The 25,102-nt window shown below is 37.7% G+C and carries 7 protein-coding genes; 2 read left to right on the top strand and 5 right to left on the bottom strand.

The window, feature by feature from the left end; all coding sequences use genetic code 11:
* Positions 1 to 78 precede the first annotated feature (78 nt).
* The 5 genes from DYE19_RS11435 to DYE19_RS01220 form a co-directional block, all read right to left on the bottom strand.
* Positions 79 to 16,509, bottom strand: coding sequence for a YopT-type cysteine protease domain-containing protein (locus DYE19_RS11435; RefSeq protein WP_255313056.1), 16,431 nt, complete (start codon positions 16,507 to 16,509; stop codon positions 79 to 81).
* Positions 16,510 to 16,538: 29 nt separating this feature from the next.
* Positions 16,539 to 18,263, bottom strand: a complete 1,725-nt coding sequence (locus DYE19_RS01235; protein WP_115322344.1) for a ShlB/FhaC/HecB family hemolysin secretion/activation protein — start codon at positions 18,261 to 18,263, stop codon at positions 16,539 to 16,541.
* Positions 18,264 to 18,593: 330 nt separating this feature from the next.
* On the bottom strand, positions 18,594 to 19,325 hold the full coding sequence (menH, locus tag DYE19_RS01230) for a 2-succinyl-6-hydroxy-2,4-cyclohexadiene-1-carboxylate synthase (RefSeq protein WP_115322343.1): 732 nt from the start codon (positions 19,323 to 19,325) through the stop codon (positions 18,594 to 18,596).
* A 56-nt stretch (positions 19,326 to 19,381) separates the two neighbouring features.
* Positions 19,382 to 21,088, bottom strand: coding sequence for a 2-succinyl-5-enolpyruvyl-6-hydroxy-3-cyclohexene-1-carboxylic-acid synthase (gene menD / locus DYE19_RS01225; RefSeq protein WP_115322342.1), 1,707 nt, complete (start codon positions 21,086 to 21,088; stop codon positions 19,382 to 19,384).
* A 9-nt stretch (positions 21,089 to 21,097) separates the two neighbouring features.
* Complete coding sequence (locus DYE19_RS01220) at positions 21,098 to 22,396, bottom strand: isochorismate synthase (RefSeq protein WP_049215191.1); 1,299 nt, start codon at positions 22,394 to 22,396, stop codon at positions 21,098 to 21,100.
* A 168-nt stretch (positions 22,397 to 22,564) separates the two neighbouring features.
* On the opposite strand from DYE19_RS01220, the gene DYE19_RS01215 reads away from it, so the two are divergent.
* Together DYE19_RS01215 and DYE19_RS01210 are read left to right on the top strand one after the other, a co-directional pair.
* Positions 22,565 to 23,779, top strand: coding sequence for a pyridoxal phosphate-dependent aminotransferase (locus DYE19_RS01215; RefSeq protein ID WP_049215189.1), 1,215 nt, complete (start codon positions 22,565 to 22,567; stop codon positions 23,777 to 23,779).
* A gap of 283 nt (positions 23,780 to 24,062) precedes the next feature.
* Positions 24,063 to 25,076: a Fe(3+) ABC transporter substrate-binding protein gene (locus DYE19_RS01210; RefSeq protein ID WP_115322341.1), complete on the top strand. Its 1,014-nt coding sequence runs from the start codon at positions 24,063 to 24,065 to the stop codon at positions 25,074 to 25,076.
* Positions 25,077 to 25,102 lie beyond the last annotated feature (26 nt).

The following is a 25,102-nucleotide window of genomic DNA, read 5'->3' as shown; positions in this document are numbered from 1 at the left end:
TCAACTTAACATTCACTAATAAAATAGGGGCTCATAATGAGCCCCTTTAATATGTGTTACTTATTTTTGAAAAATAGACTATTTATTATTTACTCCTTGTCTAATTACGTTCTGATAAATAGGTTCTTCCTGTGCCCTTTTTCCAACTTCCTCGTAAATAGTTTCTTGCGGAGAAACGACTGCTCGTTGAGTTTTACTTGAAGCAGGAAATTGTATATCTGCATACACAGGTTCAGTTGTTGGGACATGACTCACCTGCTCAGCCATTTTATCACTTCTAGTTCTTAGCTGTGATTCAGGAATAATTCCTTTGTTCAATTGCTGTTTAGGTTTTTGTGGCTTAGTTAAAGGTTTAGCATTTTTACTTTTTCCTTTAGTCGCCACCTCCTCATAGACAACGTCTTTTGGAGTCTCATGTTTAGCCGCTGGCTTATTCACAAATTGCAATTCTGCATAAGTAGGTTCTGTCGTTGGTACACGACTCACTTGCTCAGCCATTTTATCACTTCTCGTTTTGAGTTGTGATTCAGGAATAATCCCCTTGCTCAATGGTTTTTGAGGCTTTTGAGGTTTTGCTGTTGTTTTTGGTGATGTCCCTTTTACAGGTGCAGCAACTTTATCATAAATCACTTCATTCTCACTTTGTGACTGAACACGGTTTGTTTTATGAGAAAATTGTAAGTCAGCATAAGTTGGTTCAGTTGTTGGAACATGACTCACTTGCTCGACAATTTTATCACTGCGCGTTCTTAGTTGTGATTCAGGATAAAAACCCTCAACTTCAGCTGTTTTCCTATTTTTATTTACTTGTGCATAAATCGCATTTGGATCAACCACTTTTTCCGCTTTTGGTTTCGGCGGCTGCACAGGTTTTTTAGGCGCTGTTTGCTGTACTTTCTGAACAGTTTGTTCTTTACTTTCCGTTTTTGGTAATGCCGGTAAAGGTTTAGCTGTTTTCACTGCAACAGGAGAACTAACATGATGCTTCTTGATATAGTCCTGTAACTCAGGCGATTTGAATGGATTTTCAATCACTTGGTTACCAATCACAAATCGAGTAGAAGACATAGTAGGATCCTGTTCATACAATGCTCTTAGATTTCTCGCTTCTACGCTATCGTAGTGTTTATCTCTTGGATTGAACGCTTTCTTAATATTTTCCATATTGACTTTCATATCCTTCGAAATACCACGATCTTTTGTCACGATCTTATCTAATGGGAAATAAAACGCATCTTTTTCTGTGCTACCTCCTAAGTGTTCAATTCTCGGTCCATCTGATTTTGCTTTACGTTTAAATAAACTAGGCAATAATTGTTTTTTATAGACCGTATTTTGCTCACTTGAAGATACTGTATTTTCTGTTGTTGGAATCTCTAATGTTTTGAATGGATTCTCAATAACATGATCTTTAATAGTAAATTTCAAGTTAGGGTGATCTTTGTAATTTTCATACAAATATCTTAACTCTCTTGAAGTCACAGAGTCATAATGCGGATTATTCGGATCAAATACTTCTTTTAAACGATTCAAATCAATTTTCGTATTTGCTCTAAAAGTCATTGTATCTGTTGCAAGACCATCTAAAGCGAAGTAAAGCTGACCACCACGTTCTAGCGTTTCTTTAGCAATAAATTTGGTTTTCTCAGCAAAGAAATCCATTCTTGCATCATTTAACGCATTTTGTGTGTTCTTATATTCACGAATAGCACTATTTTCTGCTGTCGTATAATTTGAAGACTCTTGAAGCTCTTCCATATCGAACTTATCATTCTTTCTCAAAGCATCATACATACTCTGCTCTTGATCAGTCAGTGTCGCAATTCGCTTCAAGGCATCTACTGCGTTCTCATTTTTAATGAGTTCGCGAATAATACGTTGATTATCTTCAATATTGGCATCATTAATACGATTTTTTGAATCATCTCTACGTGCAAGTTTTGCTGTTGGCTCATTAAATGAAGCAATTTCTTGAATGTCTTGTTCAGTCACATTGCCTGATTTAACTTGTTTTGCAAATGAGCTTAATTGTGCAAATTCAAAACCTAAGTTTAATTTACCAATATAGCTGTCAGCTAAAATCGCATTTTTACCTTCAGCATCTGCAGCATTGGCTTTCGCAATTAATTCTTTTCGCCCTTGTTGCAATCCGTAGATCAATGCATTGTCCCCTAAGCTTGCCTGCGCTTCTCTTGGTGACTCAAGATTATTCAGTTTATTCGGTAGATGCTCAATAGTTTCAATTTCTTGAACTTTACCTTGATAGCCTCTCTCTACCAACTTACCTAGCTCTTTACTCAAACTATGACCCGAGCTGAATGCTTCTCTTTCCAATGGCTGTTGCTTATAAGCCCCGAAATTCGATACATCCGCATCAATATAATAGTTTTCATTGAGAGCCAGTAAATTAGCATCTTTTTTCAAGTTGTCAGGAAGATTTGCATCATATTTATTTTTAGTGATCTGCGCTTGATCATGATGCGTTAACTCATGAAGAATAGTATCAAGAATCTCTTGGTTATTGCGTTTCTTACTTCTTAAGAAACTTGCAATCGGTGTCGAGTTCATATGTACTTCATCATTAGCATAATGCCCCTGCCCCATAGAGAGTGGACCATTTTTAGTATTTAATTCTAATTTCGCTTTTGTCCCCTCAATACCTGTTACCTCTTTAAGAGACTCACGTTTCGCAGTTTCAACTATATCAAACAATTTACGAATACCTTCTTCGTTACCAGAAAGTTTCCCTTTCATCAAATCATGGAATTCTTTGTTTGAATCTAATTTTTCAACAATCTTCTCATTGATTTGTTTTCTTGTTTCTACATAGCCTTCGTCAAATTGGACATTTTTAAGAATTTTCCCCATACTCTTGACGTTTTTTCCTTCGAAACCTTTTATTACATTGTTACTCGGCAACACTGCTCCTACTTTATGCTCTTGTTGTCTTAAAGCACGTCTATCTTCCGTACTCATGCCATTGACAAGCTCATCTGTTGCTTTTAATAAATGCTCTTTTGGAAGGTTTTTCGCTTCTTTTGCAATAAGAGCTAATTTTTTCTCAGCTTCTTTTGCACTGTCCGCAGATTTTGCTTTTTGTCTGACTTTCTCAAATTGAGCATCAACATCAGAAACTGGTTTTGGAACATACTGAGTATTTGTTATCGCTGTCACTACATTATCTTTCGTTACATAGCTTTCACCACTTACTGCATCTTTTCTGATTTGAATTGCACTTTCAGTTGAACTTGCTTCAGAATTTGAAGATGTTCTTGCTTTGAAATTCACATCATTTGCTTCAGTTGTTGCTTTAACTTTGCCAACATTACTGTCTGAGGCTTTTGCTGGTAATTCATAGTTAACGACATTGAAGAAACGTTTTCCTTCATTCTTACCTGCATAACCACTCTTATCCCAGAATGCTTCTTTTAACCACTTATCAAATTTTTGATGAGTAGGGAAAGTCATTTCACCAAAGTTTGGATCAAAGAACACTACTTTTTGTCCTTGAATTGCAGCCGAAACAGTATGAGATCCTCCCTCAAGATTAATCGAGATTTTCTTCACGGCCGACGTTTCATTACCTGTATCTAAAATTGCTTTTGATAAGGCAGAGACATCTGTTTTAGACACTGTACCCGCAACTTCATCACGACGACTTAAGTTACCAAATTTTTTCTCTTTTGGTACAACACCTTGTTCTTGTAACCAACTATCCGTCAATTTAAATTGTTGCGTTGCACTACCGCTATTAATAAATTCTGTTTGTAATTTCTTAATAGAATCAATAGCCTCTTTCTTCAAGTGTCCTTTTTGACCACCTTCATATAAGCTTGTCCAGAAATTGTCATCTTGAGGATCAACTTTCTTCGCGATCCAATGCGCACAAGTAGATTCACACACACCATGTTGTGTTTCTAAGTGCTTCACAATTTCTTTATAGACTTCACCTTTAGATTGGGCATACTTAAAGGTTACCTCACCACCATATTCTTCTACTGACGAGCGAACAGCATCAATTTTGTGCTTCACTTTTAATGGTTGGAATTGGTCTTGAACTTGTTTTAATACACCACGTGATTGCTCAACTAACTCTTTTTGTTGAATACGATCACTAACAGGTTTTGCTTTAGCTGTCGCTTGAGGTGTACTCACTACATCGGTAGCCTCCACATCTACTGGTAAACTTCTGAATTGGCGTTCAGCTGTACCTTGTGTACTTGCATGATCATCCTCAGTTAAATCAGAAGAACGTTTTGGTAATGCTGGCGGTAGTTCATCTTCTACTTGTACTTTTCTTGTCGGCGCTTGTGCAGCTGCAGCCTCATCACCTCTTGCTTTTGCTTTGGCTAAAGCTTCTGGACTCTTATCTACAGTTGCATACAAACCATCATCAACTTTTAGTTTATTTGGTACAGCAGCCTCTTCTGTAGTACGTGTTTTCGCAGTCGATTGAGTGTTAGCGAAAGTATCAATATCTTCATAATCGCTTTCCACAGTTTGACGCGCTTTCGCTCTCGGTTGTAGTTGTGGTACACCATCTACAATTTCAGCGTAATCACTATTCGCCACTTGACGAGATTTTAACTGCGGAGCATCAGCAACTTCTGGTTGAACCACGACACGTGTTTTTGCCACACCATCAGCATCATTTTCAACAATGACTTTCACTTTTGGTTTTGGTGCAACAGGTGGTTTTTCCTTCGCTGGTGCTTTAGACACCGTAGTGCTTTCAACTGCTGACTTAAACTCGCTCGGACGCGGTGGTAATGCTGGTACAATATCGGAGTCTACTGTCGCTTTTTTCACAATGACATTTTTCGCCGCAGCCTCGTCACTTCTTGCTTTCGCTCTCGCACGCGCTTCTGGACTCTTATCAATAGTCGCATACAGATCTTCATCCGTTTTCACTTTAGCAGACCCAACTACTGATTCCTCATTAGCTGTACGCCCTTTTGCATTGACTTGTGGCGAAACAACTTGCCCCGTTTCTGTAATCTCCGCATAATCCCCTTCACCAACAACAACTTTTCTTCCTTGTTGTAGCTCAGGTACATCTGGTAAATCGCGTTGTGCCTTGCTTTGTGCATGTCCAGAAGCCTCTGGTAATGGTTTCTTACTTAACTCTGTTAAGAACTCTTTCACCACTTCTGCACTGGTCGCTGATTTCGCTGACTTCAAGGTTTGTGGAATAATTTGTGTTTCAAAGTCAGAATTAAACTTCGTAAATGGTGGATAACCGCCATCTAACAACAATTTATTCACAATCACACGCGCCATACGACCATTACCTTCTGCAAATGGATGGTATGCGATTAAACGTTGATACACTAAACCTGCTACTACACTCGGCTCTACACCTTGACGTTTCGCTTGATTAATAAAATCAACTGTCTCACTTAACTGGATTTTTGATGCTTCTGGGCTAGAGAAGACCGCATTTTCCTTCGTTAAGGTCTCTTTCTTATACAGCTGACGATCGCTACCTTCATCTGGACGTAATCCATGATTCAGTTTCTCAATCATCTCTACTGTTAAGTCTTTACCTTGACTGCTCTTCAAGAATTCTTCAATCGCTCCTTGTACTTCCTCTTTCAGTTTCGGATTGCGTTGAATCGTTTTTGAGGTCTCTGCTAAGGCTTCTGTGATACTTTGTGTTTTAATATTCACATCCTCTATCACTTCACCTTTTGGCAGTTTCTTCACTAAGCCTTGAATTTCTGCGAACTCTTCCACTGATGGTTTAAAGGTTACTGCATCATTGATGCGTTTTTCTACCTTACGAGCACCATCTGTTAAGATTTCATCAAATTCTGGCGAGTTACCCATTTGCTTAATTGTCGCTTCTGGGATCGTTTTCTTCGCCGCCTCTCTTGCTTCATCTAAGAATTTCGCATTTTTCAACACATTATTTTCAAAGTTGCCATTGCGTTGATCTTCTAACGCTAACAGATTTTTCAGATTAATATTATCGTCTAAATCATCATAGCGTGGTTTTGCTGCCACCTGCACATCTTGTTCTGTTGCTTTAGCCCCTTTAGATGCTTTTGCTTGAGATGAATCACTTCCTGTGAAGAATTGTTTTACACGTTGGAAGACAGAGGCTTTTTCAGTTTTCTCACCTGCATTATCTTCCGACTTCACCTTGGCTTTTTTGTTTCCACCCGCTGCATCCTTCAATTCAGGACGAATTGGTAACAATGGTGCAAACTCTTCTTCTGCTTCAGAAACAACCACTTTTGGATTTTTAGCTTCTGCTTCATCACCTCTAGCTTTCGCTTTCGCACGCGCCTCTGGACTCTTATCAATAGTCGCATACAGATCTTCATCCGTTTTCACTTTAGCAGACCCAACTACTGATTCCTCATTAGCTGTACGCCCTTTTGCATTGACTTGTGGCGAAACAACTTGTCCCGTTTCTGTAATCTCCGCATAATCCCCTTCACCAACAACAACTTTTCTTCCTTGTTGTAGCTCAGGTACATCTGGTAAATCGCGTTGTGCCTTGCTTTGTACATGTCCAGAAGCCTCTGGTAATGGTTTCTTACTTAACTCTGTTAAGAACTCTTTCACCACTTCTGCACTGGTCGCTGATTTCGCTGACTTCAAGGTTTGTGGAATAATTTGTGTTTCAAAGTCAGAATTAAACTTCGTAAATGGTGGATAACCGCCATCTAACAACAATTTATTCACAATCACACGCGCCATACGACCATTACCTTCCGCAAATGGATGGTATGCGATTAAACGTTGATACACTAAACCTGCTACGACACTCGGCTCTACACCTTGACGTTTCGCTTGATTAATAAAATCAACTGTCTCACTTAACTGGATTTTTGATGCTTCTGGGCTAGAGAACACCGCATTTTCCTTCGTTAAGGTCTCTTTCTTATACAGTTGACGATCACTACCTTCATCTGGACGTAATCCATGATTCAGTTTCTCAATCATCTCTACTGTTAAGTCTTTACCTTGACTGCTCTTCAAGAATTCTTCAATCGCTCCTTGTACTTCCTCTTTCAGTTTCGGATTGCGTTGAATCGTTTTTGAGGTCTCTGCTAAGGCTTCTGTGATACTTTGTGTTTTAATATTCACATCCTCTATCACTTCACCTTTTGGCAGTTTCTTCACTAAGCCTTGAATTTCTGCGAACTCTTCCACTGATGGTTTAAAGGTTACTGCATCATTGATGCGTTTTTCTACCTTACGAGCACCATCTGTTAAGATTTCATCAAATTCTGGCGAGTTACCCATTTGCTTAATTGTTGCTTCTGGGATCGTTTTCTTCGCCGCCTCTCTTGCTTCATCTAAGAATTTCGCATTTTTCAACACATTATTTTCAAAGTTGCCATTGCGTTGATCTTCTAACGCTAACAGATTTTTCAGATTAATATTATCGTCTAAATCATCATAGCGCGGTTTTGCTGCCACCTGCACATCTTGTTCTGCTACTTTAGCGGCTTTAAATGCTTTTGCTTTCGCCTGTTCTTTACTTGAACTACCAGAGAAGAAATCTTTTACTTTACTGAACCAAGATTTTTCTGCTTTTGCAGCGGCTGCTGGCGATTCTGTAGAGTTATCTTTGATGTCAACTTTCTTCGCACGATTACTGTTGTTATTCGTATTCGCTTCAGCTGACAGAGATTGAGGTTCTACAGATACTTTAGGCTGTTGTGAGCGAGGTGTATTTGCTACATTACCAATTTCTGCATAATCCCCTTCTACTGATGATAAACGAGATTTTGCGACTGCCTCATTCGGTAATTTAGGTAATTCACGATCTGCTTTCGATCTTGGTGTCGACACAGTATCAACCACTTCTGCATAGTCACCCTCAACTTTCACACGATTTCTCAATTGTGTTTGAGCTTCTGGTGTTTGTGGTAATGGGCGATCTGTTTTCGATCTTGGTGTCGGCACGACATCCTCTACCGTTGCATAATCACCATCAGTAACACGACTTCTCCATTTGCCTTGTTCTGATACTAACGCTTCTGGACCCGTTACTTTACCAGTGGTATTAACTGATGTTTGAGTTTCGGCTTCTGCAGTTAAATTCTCAGGGCGTTTTGGTAATGGAGGCGGTGTTTCATCTTCAATACGAGCTTTATGACGAACGGTATTTTGTGTTGCAAGTGCTTCATCTGCTTTCGCATTTGCTCTCGCGCGACCTTCCACACTCTTATCCAGTGTTGAATAGATTTCTTCCGTTGTAGCTTTAGCTTTACTCACAACTGAATCTGAAATCTCTTCTGAAACTGACCGCACTTTAGTATCTACTGATGTTACTTCTTCAGTAAGAGCACGTTTTGAACTTGGTTGTACCACTTTTGGTGCGACACTATCACTATCTGAAACTGGAATTGTTTCATAATCAGATTCAACTTTTGTTGATTTGATTCTTGGTTGAGCTGTAGCAACATCAGAAATTTGTGAATAAATACCATCATTGTCTACCTCTACTTTTGCTTTTCCAGTTGGAACATCTGGCAACGCATCTTTTGCACTACGTGTTTTTGGCACTGTAGTAATAGTGGTATATTCCGCCTCACTGTCTGTTCTCACTTTAGCATTAGGTAAGGTCGGTAATGGACGCGTTGATCTATTTGTTAAATTGCTAATGTCTTCGTAAATATGTTCAGCCGAGTCAGAATCCGTTTTTGCTTTAGGTTGCGCAAATTGAGGAAGTTCTGGCAATAGATCAGTTGCTTGTCTTCTTGTACCTGCAGTATTAATTTCTGAATACACACCCTCAGCATCTGTCGTAACACGTGATTTAGCTGTTGGAATTTCTGGCAATTTATCAGTTGCACTACGTCTTGTTCTTGGTTGAACTTCAGCATATTCAGGCGTATTTGTTGAACGACGAGCAATATCTGAATGTCCATCACCAACTGTGCTGTAAGTGCCTTCTGTCGTGTTATTTGGTTTAACACGACTGCCACTTGCATTTTCATCACCTAATTTACTATATGTACCTTCAGGACCTACTTTAGCATAAGTAGGATCGTCAGTATTAGCGACTTTATTACGTACTCTATCTGAGTTAATATCCCCTAAAGTACTATAAGGACCTTTACCCACTTCAGCATATTCATGAGCGTCATTAGCAAGCGACTTGTTACGAGTAATATCTGAACTGCTATCACCTAATTTACTATACGTACCTTCAGGCCCCACTTTAGCATAGGTAGGATCGTCAGTATTAGCCACTTTATTACGTACTCTATCTGAGTTAATATCTCCTAAAGTACTATAAGGACCTTTACCTACCTCAGCATATTCATGAGTATCATTATTCAGCTTATTACGAGGCGTATCATTCTCCGTTAATGGAATCTCTTCATAAACATGCGCTTTCGCTGTTGCACTTTCAGCTTCAATCGTCGCTTTAGTACGAGGCGTTACTGTACTATAAAGTGGGTTATCGACCATCTCAGTAGAATCAGTATTTCTTGCTCGAGGTGTAGCCCCTACACTTTCAATACTTTCATAAATTGGATTTTTCACTGAAACAGCGTCATTGTCTGTGCTATTTCTACGCGGTGTGCTAGAAAGTGAATCAGCACTTTCATAGATTGGGTTTTTCACTGTGACTGAATCAGATGTGTTATCCAATAGACGAGATTTTGGTGTGCTTAAATCAACATCCGTTTCTACTGAGCGCGCTCTGGTTTGTGGTGCATCAACATCATTTCTTACACGCGTATTTGCTGTTGATAAATCTGGTACGCCTGTTAAAGATGATGATTTGATCTTATTCTTCGCTCTTTGTCCAAGCTCTGCGAGATCACCTACTTCAAAAGCAAATTGTGTGCTGGCATAAGTATCATCACGAGTCACCTCTTTCGCATTTGCTAAGTTAGTGTTCACTGAACCTGATACTTGTGCTTTAGAGGTATCCACACCAGAAAGTGTTGATTTCTGTGTCGCATTATAATGTTTCTGATCTGCGCGTCCACCACGTACGTTAAATGCCGTTGTACCACGCTCACTAATACCAACAGACATACCAAATGATCCACCATCTTTATCATGATGATCATGCAGTTCTTTCGTTGTTACATTACCTTGAACTTTAAAGTCTCCGCTCTTATCATTGCTTGCAATATAACCAGCTTCAAGATTTAAGTTCTGAGTTTTACCTGTCAGCTTATTCGCTTTAATGCCTGCTTGTTGGTTAACCGTTCTCTTCGTCTCCGTTTCATTGGTGTAACCAGCACCAATATTCCCTGTTGGTGTTGCAATAGTGGCACTAGAAAGTGCTACCCCAGCAGATAAATTATAATCAAAGCCATGGGTTGATTTTTGCAAGGTATCTTGTTTAGAGATAATATTTGTTGTGCCTTCTATATTTAGATCAACATTATTTGCTTCAATGTTGGAGCTTTCTAAATTAAGATCTCGCCCCGCTTCAAGCTTAATATTTTGACCTTGTAGCAAGCTATTATTATGTGTCAGACTGTTTTCTGAGGTATAACTTTCATTACCCTCAATTGAAGAACTTGTACCCGCAGTACATGCACCACTCATCATACTACAGCCTGCATTCACGCCAGTTGCCACTTTTTGTCTTGAGACAGTTTCATTACTTTGACGAGTTTTCTCACCTGCAAGAATATTAATATCTTCTTTGGCTTTTAAGGTTAAGTTAGTATTTTTATCACTTTGTACATTTCTCAGTTCAACGTTACCACTATGTGCAGAAAGCGTCACATTACCACCAATCTTGGTGACAATATCACCTGTTTCTTTTGCATTTTTGGTTTCATGGTTTCGTTCAACTGCCACTTTCGCTGAGGTTCCCGCCAAATCACCCGTGACAATATTCAACGCATCACTTGCATATTGAAGTGCAGCCGTACCATCTTGTTTAATACCATTTTGTGCATCACGATATTCTTTCACTATATGGCTAACAAGATCTGCCACTGCTGAATGTGCTTCAGCCTCTGCGCCAATTTTAAATGTCGTTTTTGTAGACTCTAAAGTATATTCATCTTTTTGTTTAGTCGATTTAATTTCTTTAGCAGATAATTCAAAACCTTGCTCAGGTGCTGTTTTCGCTTGCTGTTCAAAATAGTCTTTTGATTTTTCTGACATTAATTCAGCAATTTCTTCCTCTGATAATGTTCTGAAAATTGGCCCCTCATTTGAGCTAGGCTTGTTAGCTTCTGCTGTGTTTGATGGAGCTGCTTTGTCATTATTTGACGCCGCAGTATCTTGTGGCGCAGCTTTATCTTGGGCTTTTTCAGGAATCTTAGTGTTAATGTCAACACCACCAATATCTGCATGCCCTAATACATGTAATTTACCGCTCTCGACTTGTAATTCACTGTTAGTGTGCGTCAATAATGTCGCGGATTCTTTCTCATGCGTGAGCGAAACACCTAATTCAACCCCTGCGCCTGTTTGAGAAGTTGGTACATTAGTAGCCGCTTTGCCGCCCTCTTTACTGTTATAATCATAACGAACAGAGGTGCCACCACCACTTGCATGTGCCGAACCATAGAGACCTGAAGTATAGTCTTCACGTTTGACATGCTTCACATTTTTACCAGCTTCGGTGTTATAGTTGCCTTTGACAATACCACTGATACGATTAGATTTAAGCTCACTGCCTACTTGATTCACATCATTTTCAACGGCTAAGTGTAATTGCCCGATATCAACCTTTGAGCCAACAGAAGTTGCTTGACTTTCCTGTTTTGAATGACTTTCTGGTGAAGCTAAAGCGACTGTCGGTACAGACATGCCACCTGATTCAAGAGTCATAGTATGGAGCCCAGCATGTTGGATTGTCTCCTCATAAGAATGTTTAGTATTGTAGGTATCTTTAAGATTAACATCACCAGTTTTCACAAAGCCAGATTTTGCTTTAATATCTGAAGCTTGTACATCAACGCTCGCGTCTTTATCCGTTTCTAAATGGAGATGACCTTCTGTCTTGATTTCTGAACGTTGCGCAGTGACACCCAGTTCATCGTTTGCAAAACTACGTGACAGATTCTCAATCCCTTTATGACCGACTAAGCGAGTTTCTTCTGTACTTAAAATACTACCTTTATTTTGGATTTTATTGCTCGCTTCAATCTTCACTTTATCACCAGCAATAGTGCCTGTATTCGTGACATTTTCTGCTTTAATATTGACTTCGCCTGCGCTAATGACACCAGTACCTAAACCTTGTAGTTTTTTGGTTTCAGCAATCGTTTCTGGAGCGAAATACACTTGTGGTACAAACACGTCTTTACCGTTCACATTAGTTTTCACATACCACACAATGTCTTCAGTCAGTTTCGATTGTTGCTCTTTAGTTAATCCCGTACCTAATTTGAGATCTAAGGCTTTTGCTTGTGATGTAGAGTTTTCCATGAGTTTTTTCACTAACTCCACATCTGTCAGGTTGTATTTTTGATTAAGGCGGTTATCGACTTTTTTCTCAATTGCACGCGTGATCAATTGGTGATCAAAATAGTTGTCACCTAACACATTGACTTTTTGCGTCCCCTTCGTATCTAAGCCAAGTTTATTGAAGAAATAATTTGCGCCTGCGTATTCATCTTGGTTGATGTATTTTAATTTGGTCCGATACAGTGGATCAGTTTCCACTTTTGGACGGTTATCATCAATCACTTTTAATGAAGCATTTTTCGCAGCATCGGCTTCATATTGTGCATTTTGCTCAAAGGTTTGTTTCGCTTCTACTTCGCGTTTTTCGTGCGCGGCTTTTTCTGCTGCTTTTTTCTGTTTTTCGGCTTTTTGTTTTTCTTCCGCTACGCGTACTTCCTCTTTGTGTTTTTCTTCTTTGACTTTAATTTCTTCAGCAAGCACTTTTTCTTTTGCGCGAATCTCTTCTGCTTGTTTTACTTCTTTAGCAATTTCAGCTTGTTTCGCGACTTTATCTTGCTGTTGGCGTATTTCCTCTTGCTTATCTTGTTCAACACGTTTTGCTTGTTGTTTTTCTTTCTCTAATTTTGATTTTTCTACTGATATTTTTAGTCTATCTTGATATTCCTGTTGTTTTTGTTTAAATAGTTTTTCTACTTGCTTTAAAACTTCACCTTCCCCTTTTCCAGTTTTATCTCCCCTTTCATAAAGACCGATTAAATTTTTGGAACGAATAAAATGATTTTCATTTTCTTTTATAAGGGGCTCTTGTCCAAGCTCTTTTAAAAGGTCATTAAGAAGATATCCATTTTCCAGATATTCGTCAGGATTAAGATAATCTATTGTTGGATCAGTACGTAAAGGTTCCGTCTCTGATTTTCCCTCTGACTCAGGGCCAGACTCAGACTCAGACTCAGACTCAGAACCAGACTCAGAACCAGACTCAGAACCAGACTCAGAACCAGACTCAGAACCAGACTCAGAACCAGACTCAGAACCAGAACCAGAACCAGATTCATGATCTTCATCTAAAGGCTTTAAAACCAATCCTTCTTTTTCTAATTGTACACTACTATCAATAAATAAATTTGGAATATCCAAGAGTTCAGCAATAGCAGATAGATCAATAGTCCCCTCATCTAAACTTTCTGTACTGCTAAATTCAGGACGGAATTCGACTTGTGGTAAAGTCAATTTATGAGTATCAATGGTAATACTGCCATCAAATTTGTCATATTGTGAGTGTTCGCCATTATGTAATTGCTCTGTAGCTGCATCAAACTTACCCGCTAAAATTTTAGCTTTTTCGGCTGGATAATAGTTAAAGTTTGTTGGGTTATCTTTAAACGCTTGCCAACGCGTTTTCATTTGATCATAAGGAAGGCTATGCCATTCTGCACCAAAGACTTGTGCCATCGCTTTTTGATAGATCGGCGAATGTTGAACGTGACTTAGGATCTTATAGGCATTGAAATTTTCCGCAGAATAATTAAAAGAGGTTAAAATCGACTGATTACTGAACAGCGCATCAAGAAAGCTTTCTAAACTGTTAAATTCACGCGAAGCATTCCCCGACAAAGCGGTCAAGAAAAAACGCGCCAGTGGCTGGTAATAAAAAGTGATTTTGGCTGGATTTCTGAAAACAGTTTCAAGGGCATTGCCTTCAAATGCTTTCATTTGGTTAGTAATTTTTTCAGCATCGGATTTAAACGTACCTTTAATATTAATTAGACCATGGTTAATGATTTCTGTCTTTTGATCTCCTGAAGCTAATTTGCGTGCTTTAAACTCAAAATCGCCATCGGAGCGAATCATCCCCATTTTTTCGACTTTAATATCCGCTTTATCTAATTCTTGCACATTCAAATTTAATTTATATACATTGTTGTGCCAACCATGTTGGGCAATTTGGCTCATTTCATACAGGCGACCACTTAGATTTACATTGAGTTTAAAGGCACCCCCAAAAAAACCTTGAATCAAACCATTTAACTCGTTTTCTTTGAAAGTCACTTTACCTGACAGACGCACATCATTAATCAGCTTATGCGCTTCCACCTTGATTTTTTTATTCGACCAGATATTGCCTAGATTATAGACTGTATACTTCGCATCTAAATTCATTCCCCCTAATGAATGTAACAAGCCACCGTCTTGGTTAACAACATTACCGCCTTGCCCATTAGATGACTCAGCTTTTAGGTGCAAAGATTGCGCAGATCCCAATATACCACCAATATTATAAATACTGCCGTTCTCCGCAGTAATTTTAAGATCCTGTGCTGTTGCTAGAGTACCATTGCGGTTAATAAAGCTCTCTTTGACATTAATATTGATGTTTGAACTTAACTGGATATCCTGTTGATTTAATTCAACATTTTCAGCATTAATTGTCAGTTCTTTACCTGCTTTAATAAACTTATCATCTTTCTCTGCTAAATAACTTGTTTGATCTTTAAATGTGAGTGTTGCCTCTTCTTTACTTTCGATAATCCCTTTATTGACAAAGCCTGGTTTTAAACTGGCGCTAGACTCTAGGAGTCTAGTTGCCACATAGTCTTGTTCAGAAATCGACATTTTTTTGCCTTTTGTACTAATATCTAATTTCTTTTCAGCAAAAATAGTCTGTTTATTCACTAAATCATTAGCATCAAGTTTTACATCACTACCATAAATCAACCCTTCGTTTTCAAGGGATTCCGTTTCAACATCGACCTTTGTTGCGACTAACTTGGCATTTTGTTCAATAGAAATTTTATTATTTGATTTTAATTTGGCTTGTTTAGTCGCTCTAACTTCAGCATTTGAGCGAATTTTGGTTTCTTTTGTTGCAATATCGATCTCATCTGCTTTTATTTGGCTACCAAGAATGGTGCGATTTGCGCCTTTTACTTCAATCTTTTTCTTAGCTTGGACTTTGCGATCTAGATCGCCCACTTTCTTTTGTTCGGTATTGCCAAACTCTAAATCACCATCATGGAGCTCAATATGGATATCATTTTCAGATAAAATAATACCATCATGCTTTACCCCTGCGCCTTTATCGGTCACAATAATATTGATTTTTTTACCATGCATCGCGCCCGTACTAGCACCTGTAATGGCAATTTCTTGGCTAGTGTCTGCACTCTTATTTTTAACTAGTTTATGAGTCTCTAAGTTATATTCACTTGAGCCAGCAATAAATGAAATTTCAGTGTCAGACTTTTCCTCTCCTTTAGTTGTAATGGATTGTTTCTGTTCAATAGTTTTAGCAATAATATCCAAATATTGTAAGCCATCAGTAGCAAATCCATTGACATCAATAGTGATTTTCCCTTGTGTTACATTTAAAAGCATATTCTCAGGATCAATAGTACTACTGGTAGTAGCAACAAAACGATCAGAATTAATGGTTCTGACACCATTTAAATTAATCCCATGTTGGTTAGCAATGACAATATCTGCCTTCTTACCTAATACCTCAAGAGCACCTACAATTTTACTCTCCTGATTACCTGTTACTTGATTTAAAATAACATTAGCTTCTTGTTTATCTTTACCTCTTAAATTTTGGTTATGTGGTATATATCCAACTAATTTAGAACGCATCTCTGCCTTGGTACCGTTATTATTGAATACTGCCCCATTAGGAATATTGAATTTTCCAAAACGGTTATCTGAGATCCCTTTACTATTAGGTGTGGCAATATCAATCACAATCACATTGTTTTCAGTTTTATGTAATTTTGTATTTTGCTTACCATCTTGTATTGTTGATAACTGAATATCTGGGCTATTGTTATCCTTGATCTCTATTAATTTAGCCTTTTCACTATTGTCTGTACTAGACTCCTGAGCAAAAGCTGGTGCAGACACTACGGTTAACAACAAAATCGAAAATTGTTTCCAGGTTAATCGCATCACTGAGGAAACAGGATTTAATGCGCTTTTTAATGAAAGTGATACAGGCGATAAAGCATAGTATTCACTGAGCGGCGGTTCTTCTGCTTCATCACTAGAGTCAGACACTGAATCAGACGAACCATTACCCATTGCGGACTTAATGCATTCAGCAACAGGCACAAGACAAGATTTTGATTTACTAAAAATAAGTTTATAACGATTTTTATTCATACTAAGTTAATCCTTCAACTTAAAACAGATTAAAATGAAACAGAGCCACTAAAATAATAAACGGGTTTTTTATGACGATTTTCAACATTACCTACGCCATTGAGTGGTTTTGCATAAGTCATAGACAGCGAAAGCAATTTCATCTGTGCTTTTACTCCTAAGGCGACGCCTGCTAATGTATCGACTTTATGTGTTTGTTTGAGATGGACTTTCCCAATATCTACACCAACAAAAGGTGAAATTTGGGAGAGATAGACTTTTTGTGGATAGAAAGGCACAGTTAAAGTCTGTGATAAGTATGCACCACTGTCGCCCGATGCCGCACCGCCTTTAAATCCTCTTACTGTATATTCATCACCGATAGAAAATTGGTTTTCTGAATATAAACTGTCAAAGCCGTATTGTGCGCCTATACGCAACTGATAATTCATTGCACGCTCAAACAGAGATATTGGACGGATCCAGTTGATACTTCCTGACAATAATTTTAATGTTTTTTCACCTTCTGTATCATAAGCTGAGCGATCAGCACGAAACCAACGTAATCCATTGGCATAAGACAGGTCGGTATAGAGTTTTCCGTAGCCTAAGTTGGTCACATAAGATAAGCCTACATTCAGCTTATTATTGTGATAATTACCAATGAGAATATCAGTGAAATAACTTATCCGTTTTTTAAACTCAACTTCACCATAGAGGGTGAGGATGGTTTCTTTGTCGCGTAATAATACACTAGACAGTTTTGCGGCGGCGGTTTGTGTTTTACCCGTTGAAGCAAAACTTCCTGTCGTACCTTCTAATGCTTTTTTATAACCTGATTCAGCTATTTTTAATTCTAAAGTTGAAAAAGAAAATGGCTGCGTATAGGTTAAAGAGTAGTTACGCTGATTGTTAAAACGGCTGTAATCATAAAGACGATGACCTGTTGAGAAATGCCAACTATCATTAGTACCTAATAAGTCACTCCATGACAAACTGGCAGTAACTTGGTTACGACCATTCTTATTATTCTCTGTCCCTGAGTTATTAAAACCAACCGTAAAATCAGGCATGATGCTACGTTGTCTTTCAATATTTAAATTTGAAATACCTTTTTCATCACTGGCAACCACATTCACTTTTGCGGTTTTGTTGGTGGTATTTAAAATTTCAATCATTTGGTCAATATCATGTACTTTAAGAATTTTACCTTGTAAGTTAGGTAATACTGATACCATTGCTTTATCTCTGAAGCTCATCGGTTTATCACCTTCAACAAGAACCTCATTGACTTTTCCCCAAAGTACAATAAATTCGAGATCACCGTTTTTGATTTTCGTGCTTTTTAAGCCAATTGCGCTTGTCACATAGCCAGAACGGTATAATACTTCCGTCAGATCTTTTACAAGCTGAAAAACCACTTTCGTGGAAAGTGGCTGTTCTTTATAGGCATTAATCACGTCATCAAAGTTAAGAGAAACTTTCTCGCCCGCGAGGTCTATCGCGATACTGGTAATTTTATATTTACTCGTGGCACTACCTTCTGGGATAGATAAGGCTTTCTCGTCTAACGTTTGCTTGTCTTCTAAAAACTGTTGCGCTTTTTTAAAGTTTTCATCGACATTTTCAAATTGCTGTTTATTTTTCAATCGCAGCAATTCTTGGGTTAATGGGTTTTGCTCGTTAGTATGAGCAATAGTTGAGTGTACTAAAAGAAATGCTGTAGAACAGCTTAAAAAGAAAGGATTTAATTTCCTATATTGATGTCTTCTCATAAAATCTCCATATTTTAACGAAGAGTGAAATTTTACTACAAAAAAATAAAATAATTTTACCATCCTGGTCTGACCAGGTTTAATATAAAATTGAACAAAAATAAAACAAAAAAATAGCTAAAATGATAAAATTAAAAAAATCAAATTTGATAATAAATCCTTATTATCAAATTATCATAAGATATTGAATTTAGATGAGATGATTATTTTCAATGGAAATGATTAATTAATCATTGCGATATATCAAATAAATCATAATTATTATAATGGGAAGAATAACAATAGTCAGCAAATATCATCTTTCATGTCGCAATAAACACATCTTCTTGATTAAAAAATAATCTTTTCTTGTATATTTATTGCAAATTGTTGGCTTTGTTCAAGATGAGCATTATGTCCTGCATTTTGAATTACAGTGAGATCTAAATTTGCGGCTCGTGCTAATTGCTGAAATTTCTGGTCTTTTTCGCCACAAAAATAATGAATTGGCAAGTGAGTGTGCTGTAACTGAGCACGGAAATCAGGCTGTTTCGCTAAACTGGTTGCTAATAACATTTGGGCGATATTCCTCCCACAATGCATTGATCTTTTTTGAATTAAATTGGTACGTTCTGTTGCTGTTAAATGAGCAAAGACAGGTTGTTGATACCAGTCATTAAGTACATTTTGTGGTAATTGTGTATTAAAGCGTTCACCCCAAGCTTGATCTTGCTGCCAACGAGCCTGCTTTTCTTGTTCTGTAGTTAGGCCTAAATGTGCACCTTCTAAAATCAGACCTTTTAGATCGCCTTTGGGCTTGGAATATTGTAAGGCGTAATACAACGCAATCCGTCCTCCTAATGAATAACCAATCAAATAATAAGGTTTGTTGCCAATGTTATTCCTTATTTGTGTCGCAATATAGTCACAGGTTTGTGAAAAATCCGCTACCTGTTCCTGTTTAGCAAGACCATGAAAAGGAAGATCAAAGGCTATACAAGAAAAGTGCGGTAAGTTTTCGATGACTTTTTGCCAATCATCTCGAGTCCCAAGTAAACCATGTAAAAAAACTAATACGGGCATATTTCTTCCTCATAAAAAAATGCTCGCTAAAGGCGAGCATTTAATTGAACTGTAGCCTATTCACCAATTACTGCATAGCTAATTTGTTCAATAAGACGTTTATAAATATTACTACCATCACTCGCACCGACTTTAATTTCAATTAAAGTGGTCTCTCGACGAGAATAGGCTATTTTTAATACAGAGCCAAGATCTGCCCAAGTATAAGGACGGGCATATTTAAGATCAAATGTTTGCGCAATATGTGAAAACTCTAAGTGATGTGGCATACGATAATATTTATCTTTAACATCTGCGTCGACCGGGAGCATATCAAAAATAGCACCACCATTATTATTAATAACAAAAATAATCGTTGGCTGAGTGACTTTTTTGAATAATGCGAGTGAGTTAAGGTCATATAGCGCGGATAAATCACCAATCATGGCGACAACGGGCTGATTCGCTGCAATACCAATGCCTGCAGCTGTTGCTAGTAATCCATCAATACCGCTGGCACCACGGTTCGTATAAATCGGATAGCCTTCAGGTAGCTTGGCAAGTGCATCCACTAAACGAACAAACAAGCTGTTGCCTAGAAATAAAATCCCATTATTAGGTAAAATACGGTCTAAATGATGCGCTAATGAAGCCTCATTTAAATTACCACCCACTTGTTTTTCAATAAAACTTGCACAGAATTTTGCTAAAGCTAAGGGTTCTAATAACCAAGGTTTTTGACGCAATGGCGGGTGAGCTCGTAGCCAATGATGGACTTTAACATTAAAACGAGTATGCGCATGTAAAACGGGATCGACAAGACGCTCACTTTGTTCGACGATCCAATATTCCGCGTTAAATTCTGCTAAAAATTGGTTAATACGTTTACTAATAAATCCCGAGCCAAATTGAATGACAATGTCAGCTTGCAATAATTTTTGTTTTACAGTTTGATTTGCTAGCCAAATATCCGCATAGGGTAAGCTTGCCTCTACACCCGCTTGCACATCTGTTAATGCAATCCATCCCATGGTGTTTGCCCAAGACATGAGACCCATTGTTTGTTCTGCTGGCAGACGCCCTACTACAATCACACCACGCATTGTACGCCAGTGATCCCAATTTGCATGCATTAAGACTTCTTTTTGTTCTGACTGTTGTATAATCCAAGGTTTTTTCTGGCTTAACCAACGATGAATATTTTCTAACCATGGGTGAGTATCTATTGCCTCACTACTTGCTTCATATAACGGCTCAGAAAAAGGTACATTGATATGTATCACGCCTGTTTGATTTTTTTGGTGATAACAAGCTTGATCTAAAGTTGAAATCAGCCAATGTGCTGAATAATCTTGGCTTGGTTTGGGTAAATTCACTGCTGCGACAGGATAATCAGCAAACATATTTTGTTGTAAGATGGCTTGATTAGCCCCGCATTCTAGTAGTTCGAGTGGGCGATCTGCCGTTAAAATAATAAGATTAACACCTGTTTGACGCGCTTCAATAATAGCAGGATATAAATTTGCTGTTGCAGTACCTGATGTGACAATCACCGCAACAGGTTTTTTACTTGCTTTAGCCAGCCCTAGAGCAAAAAAACCTAAACCACGTTCATCGAAGTGTGTATGACAGTTAATACGCTGACTTTCTTGTAAACGAACAGCCTCTAACGTTAGCGGAGTTGAACGAGAACCAGGTGCGATACAAAAATGTGATACGCCTTGGCGCACAAGGGTCTCTAAGATCACTTTTGCCCAACAACGATTAAATACGCTTATTGACATATTTGTTTCCTATTTATCATGATTCTGTTGCAATAATGAAACTAAGCCTGCTGCTTTACGCTCAATTTCTCTCCATTCTAACAGCGGTACTGAGCCTTCAACAATCCCTGCTCCTGCAAAAACACATAATTGGCTATAATTTTCCATTTGTTCGATAAAAGCAGACCGTATCGTCACACAAAAATCTGCTTGTGATGCATTCATAAAGCCAAGTGTGCCCGCATACCAAGTGCGGTCAAAATTTTCTAAATTTCGTAAAGCTTGTTTTGCTTCCAGTTGTGGCAACCCTGCTACTGCTGCTGTTGGATGCATCGCTAATAATATATCTTTATCGCCACAACCTGCTTTTAACTTCGCGGAAATTTTACGTCTTAAATGCTGTACTTTACGTAGCTTTTTTAATTCGACATCATCTACAACAATTTGTTGTACAAAGGGGTGTAAATTTTGGCAAATACCATCAACCACAAGTTTATTTTCATACTCATTCTTTTTATCGTGTAATAACCAGTCACTTTGTTGTTGGTTTTGTTCTAGGTCGTCGCCCATAAATGCCGTTCCTGCAAGCGCCTCTGTTTTTAAGTGTAATCCTTGACGGCGATACAATAACTCTGGCGTTGAACCAATAAAGGCGTGTTTTTCACTTTCAGCAAATAAAAAGTGGTAACAGCCTAAATTGTATTTTTCACTTTCCGCCAAGAAATCATTAGGATTGAGTTGAGTTGAAGCTTTAAAACAGCTTTCATTCGCTAGGACAATCTTACTCAGTTCACTTTGCTGAATTTTTTGTAGACCTAATTCCACCCAATGACACCATTCTGCTTGGTTTGCTTTTTGTGAAAGCAATTGGATTGGCTGTTGAATAGGTTTAAGTACACTCTGTTTTGTAAAAGTTTCTAAGCTGTCAAGTGCACGCTGTTTATCTTGCACAAAATCTTGTGTATCAATAAAGAGTGTAACTGTTAAGCTTGTTTGCGTTTGTTGCAATAAAATACGCGGTAATACAAATAAGGTTTCTCCATAAAATTGTAAACCACCGACCAATGATAAATCATGTGTTTGTACAAATTGTTCAGCTAAAGCCACATCTGAAAATGATCGCACTTTTCCGATTGATGCCCAAGTTGAAGAGCCATCGCGAATCTTAAGATAAAATTGAGGATAATTGTGTTGCGATTTTAGCCAAGACAATAAAGGAAACGATGTCATTGATTGTACTTGAAAAAGGGCAATCTCCTGATTTTCGGAGGGTTGATAAGCATTTATTAGTGTAATTAATTGTGCTTTAATTGTTTGCAAATTATCCATGTTGAAAAAGCATTGTTTTTAGCAAAAAAATAAGTTAAAAATAAACATTAATTCTACCGCACTTTAATAGAAAATTTTACAAAATCTTTTCTCCTTACATAAATAAGCGTAAAGTGTCGTTATTTTCAGTCAATTTCATTCTTACAGCGCAAACATAAGGTCAATCCCATGGTGCATTTTCCGAAATCAGATAAATTGGAACACGTTTGTTACGATATTCGTGGACCAGTGCATAAAGAAGCTCTTCGTCTTGAAGAAGAAGGTCATAAAATTTTAAAACTTAATATTGGTAACCCTGCGCCATTTGGTTTTGAAGCACCAGATGAAATCTTAGTGGATGTCATTCGAAACCTCCCAACTGCACAAGGCTATTGTGACTCTAAAGGTCTCTATTCCGCACGTAAAGCAATTGTGCAGTATTACCAATCAAAAGGGATTCATGGAGCAACAGTCAATGATGTTTACATTGGCAATGGAGTTTCAGAGCTCATCACTATGTCACTGCAAGCATTATTAAATGATGGTGACGAAGTCTTAATTCCGATGCCTGATTATCCACTTTGGACTGCTGCAGCAACGCTCTCTGGTGGAAAAGCAGTACATTATCTTTGTGATGAACAGGCGAATTGGTTCCCAGATATTGCGGATATTAAAAGTAAAATTACCAACCGAACTAAAGCTATTGTCATTATTAACCCTAATAATCCAACAGGTGCAGTCTATAGTGAAGCATTGTTATTGGAGATCATTGAAATCGCTCGTCAAAATAATCTGATCATTTTTGCTGACGAAATCTACGATAAGATTTTATATGATGATGCAGTACACCACCATGTTGCTGCTCTTGCACCAGATTTATTGACGGTGACATTTAATGGTCTTTCAAAAGCCTATCGTGTCGCAGGATTTCGTCAAGGTTGGATGATTTTAAACGGTCCCAAAAAAGCGGCAGCAGGTTATATCGAAGGTTTGGATATGCTAGCTTCTATGCGTTTATGTGCGAATGTGCCAATGCAACATGCAATTCAAACAGCATTAGGCGGTTATCAAAGTATTAATGAGTTTATTTTGCCTGGTGGACGTTTGCTAGAACAGCGCAATAAAGCATACGAATTAGTAAATCAAATTCCAGGTATAAGCTGTGTGAAACCACAGGGTGCCCTTTATATGTTCCCGAAAATAGATATTAAGAAATTTAATATTTATGATGATGAAAAAATGGTTTTTGATTTGTTAAGCCAAGAAAAAGTCCTACTTGTACATGGACGCGGTTTTAACTGGCACTCACCTGACCATTTCCGAATTGTGACATTACCTTATGTTCACCAAATTGAAGAGGCATTAAGTAAACTGGCTCGTTTTTTAGAAACTTACCGCCAATAAAAAGAATGTAATAAAAATAATTTCTTATCACATTATTCTCATTTATTCCTCAAAAATGGACTCGCTTTCATAAAACGAGTCCATTTAACATTTAAACAGTCCTACAAGCCTATTCTATATTTATCGTTCCCTGATAAACTTTTTACTTTACTGAAATTCGTATGTTCAATTAAGTAACTTTTATCAAAAAGCCAAATAAAAATAATTCTCATTGACTTAAATCAAATTATTGGTTAAATTGACCGCACTTTTAACTGTCAACACTCATCTGAGGAATGTGATTATGAAAAAAATCTCCACATTAGCACTGGCTTTATCTGCAGTTATTTCAACTTCTGCGATGGCAGCAAATGAAGTTAACGTTTATTCTTATCGTCAACCGTATTTGATCGAGCCAATGTTAAAAGACTTTGAAAAAGATACTGGCGTAAAAGTCAATGTCATTTTTGCTGATAAAGGTTTAGTCGATCGTGTAAAACGCGAAGGTGAGTTAAGTCCAGCAGATGTTTTATTAACAGTTGATATTAGCCGTGTAATGGAAATTGTGAAAGCAGGTTTAGCACAACCTATTCATAGTGAAACATTAGAAAAAAATATTCCAGCTAATTTCCGTGATTCAAAAGATGAGTGGTTCGCCTTAACAACTCGTGCTCGTGCAATCTATACATCAAAAGATCGTGTAGGTAAATTACCAGCAGATTTCACTTATTATGATTTAGCGAAACCTGAATATAAAGGTAAAGTTTGTGTACGTTCAGGTAAAAATGCCTACAACGTTTCTTTAGTTGCGTCAATGATTGCACATGATGGTGAAGCAAAAGCAAAAGCATTTTTAGAAGGATTGAAAGCGAATCTTGCACAGAAACCACAAGGTGGTGACCGTGATCAAGTAAAAGCAATTAAAGAAGGTGTTTGTGATTATTCATTAGGAAATAGCTATTACTTCGGTAAAATGTTAGATGATGAAAAACAACGTAGTTGGGCAGAAGCAGTATATATCAACTTCCCTAATCAAAAATCACAAGGAACACACGTAAATATAAGTGGTGTTGCTATTGCAAAACATGCACCAAATAAAGAAAATGCAGTGAAATTAGTCGAGTATTTAAGTGGTGATAAAGCACAACATTTATACGCGGAATTAAACCACGAATATCCAGTGAAAGCAGGTGTTGAACGTTCTAAATTAGTTTCATCTTGGGGCGAGTTTAAAGCAGATAACATTGCATTAGAAAAAATCGCTGAAAATTACGATAAAGCGTTAAAACTAATTGACGAAGTAAAATTTGATCTTTAATTTAACGTTTCTACTACACAATTAAA

Source organism: Pasteurella canis (assembly GCF_900454865.1).
Classification (GTDB): Bacteria; Pseudomonadota; Gammaproteobacteria; order Enterobacterales; family Pasteurellaceae; genus Pasteurella; species Pasteurella canis.
This window is presented reverse-complemented; position numbering and strand designations above follow the sequence as displayed.

Bases quoted from the DNA above. Each gene is read 5' to 3' on its own strand.
- DYE19_RS11435 (WP_255313056.1), bottom strand. From the start codon at position 16,509: ATGAATAAAAATCGTTATAAACTTATTTTTAGTAAATCAAAATCTTGT.
- DYE19_RS01235 (WP_115322344.1), bottom strand. From the start codon at position 18,263: ATGAGAAGACATCAATATAGGAAATTAAATCCTTTCTTTTTAAGCTGT.
- menH (WP_115322343.1), bottom strand. From the start codon at position 19,325: ATGCCCGTATTAGTTTTTTTACATGGTTTACTTGGGACTCGAGATGAT.
- menD (WP_115322342.1), bottom strand. From the start codon at position 21,088: ATGTCAATAAGCGTATTTAATCGTTGTTGGGCAAAAGTGATCTTAGAG.
- DYE19_RS01220 (WP_049215191.1), bottom strand. From the start codon at position 22,396: ATGGATAATTTGCAAACAATTAAAGCACAATTAATTACACTAATAAAT.
- DYE19_RS01215 (WP_049215189.1), top strand. From the start codon at position 22,565: ATGGTGCATTTTCCGAAATCAGATAAATTGGAACACGTTTGTTACGAT.
- DYE19_RS01210 (WP_115322341.1), top strand. From the start codon at position 24,063: ATGAAAAAAATCTCCACATTAGCACTGGCTTTATCTGCAGTTATTTCA.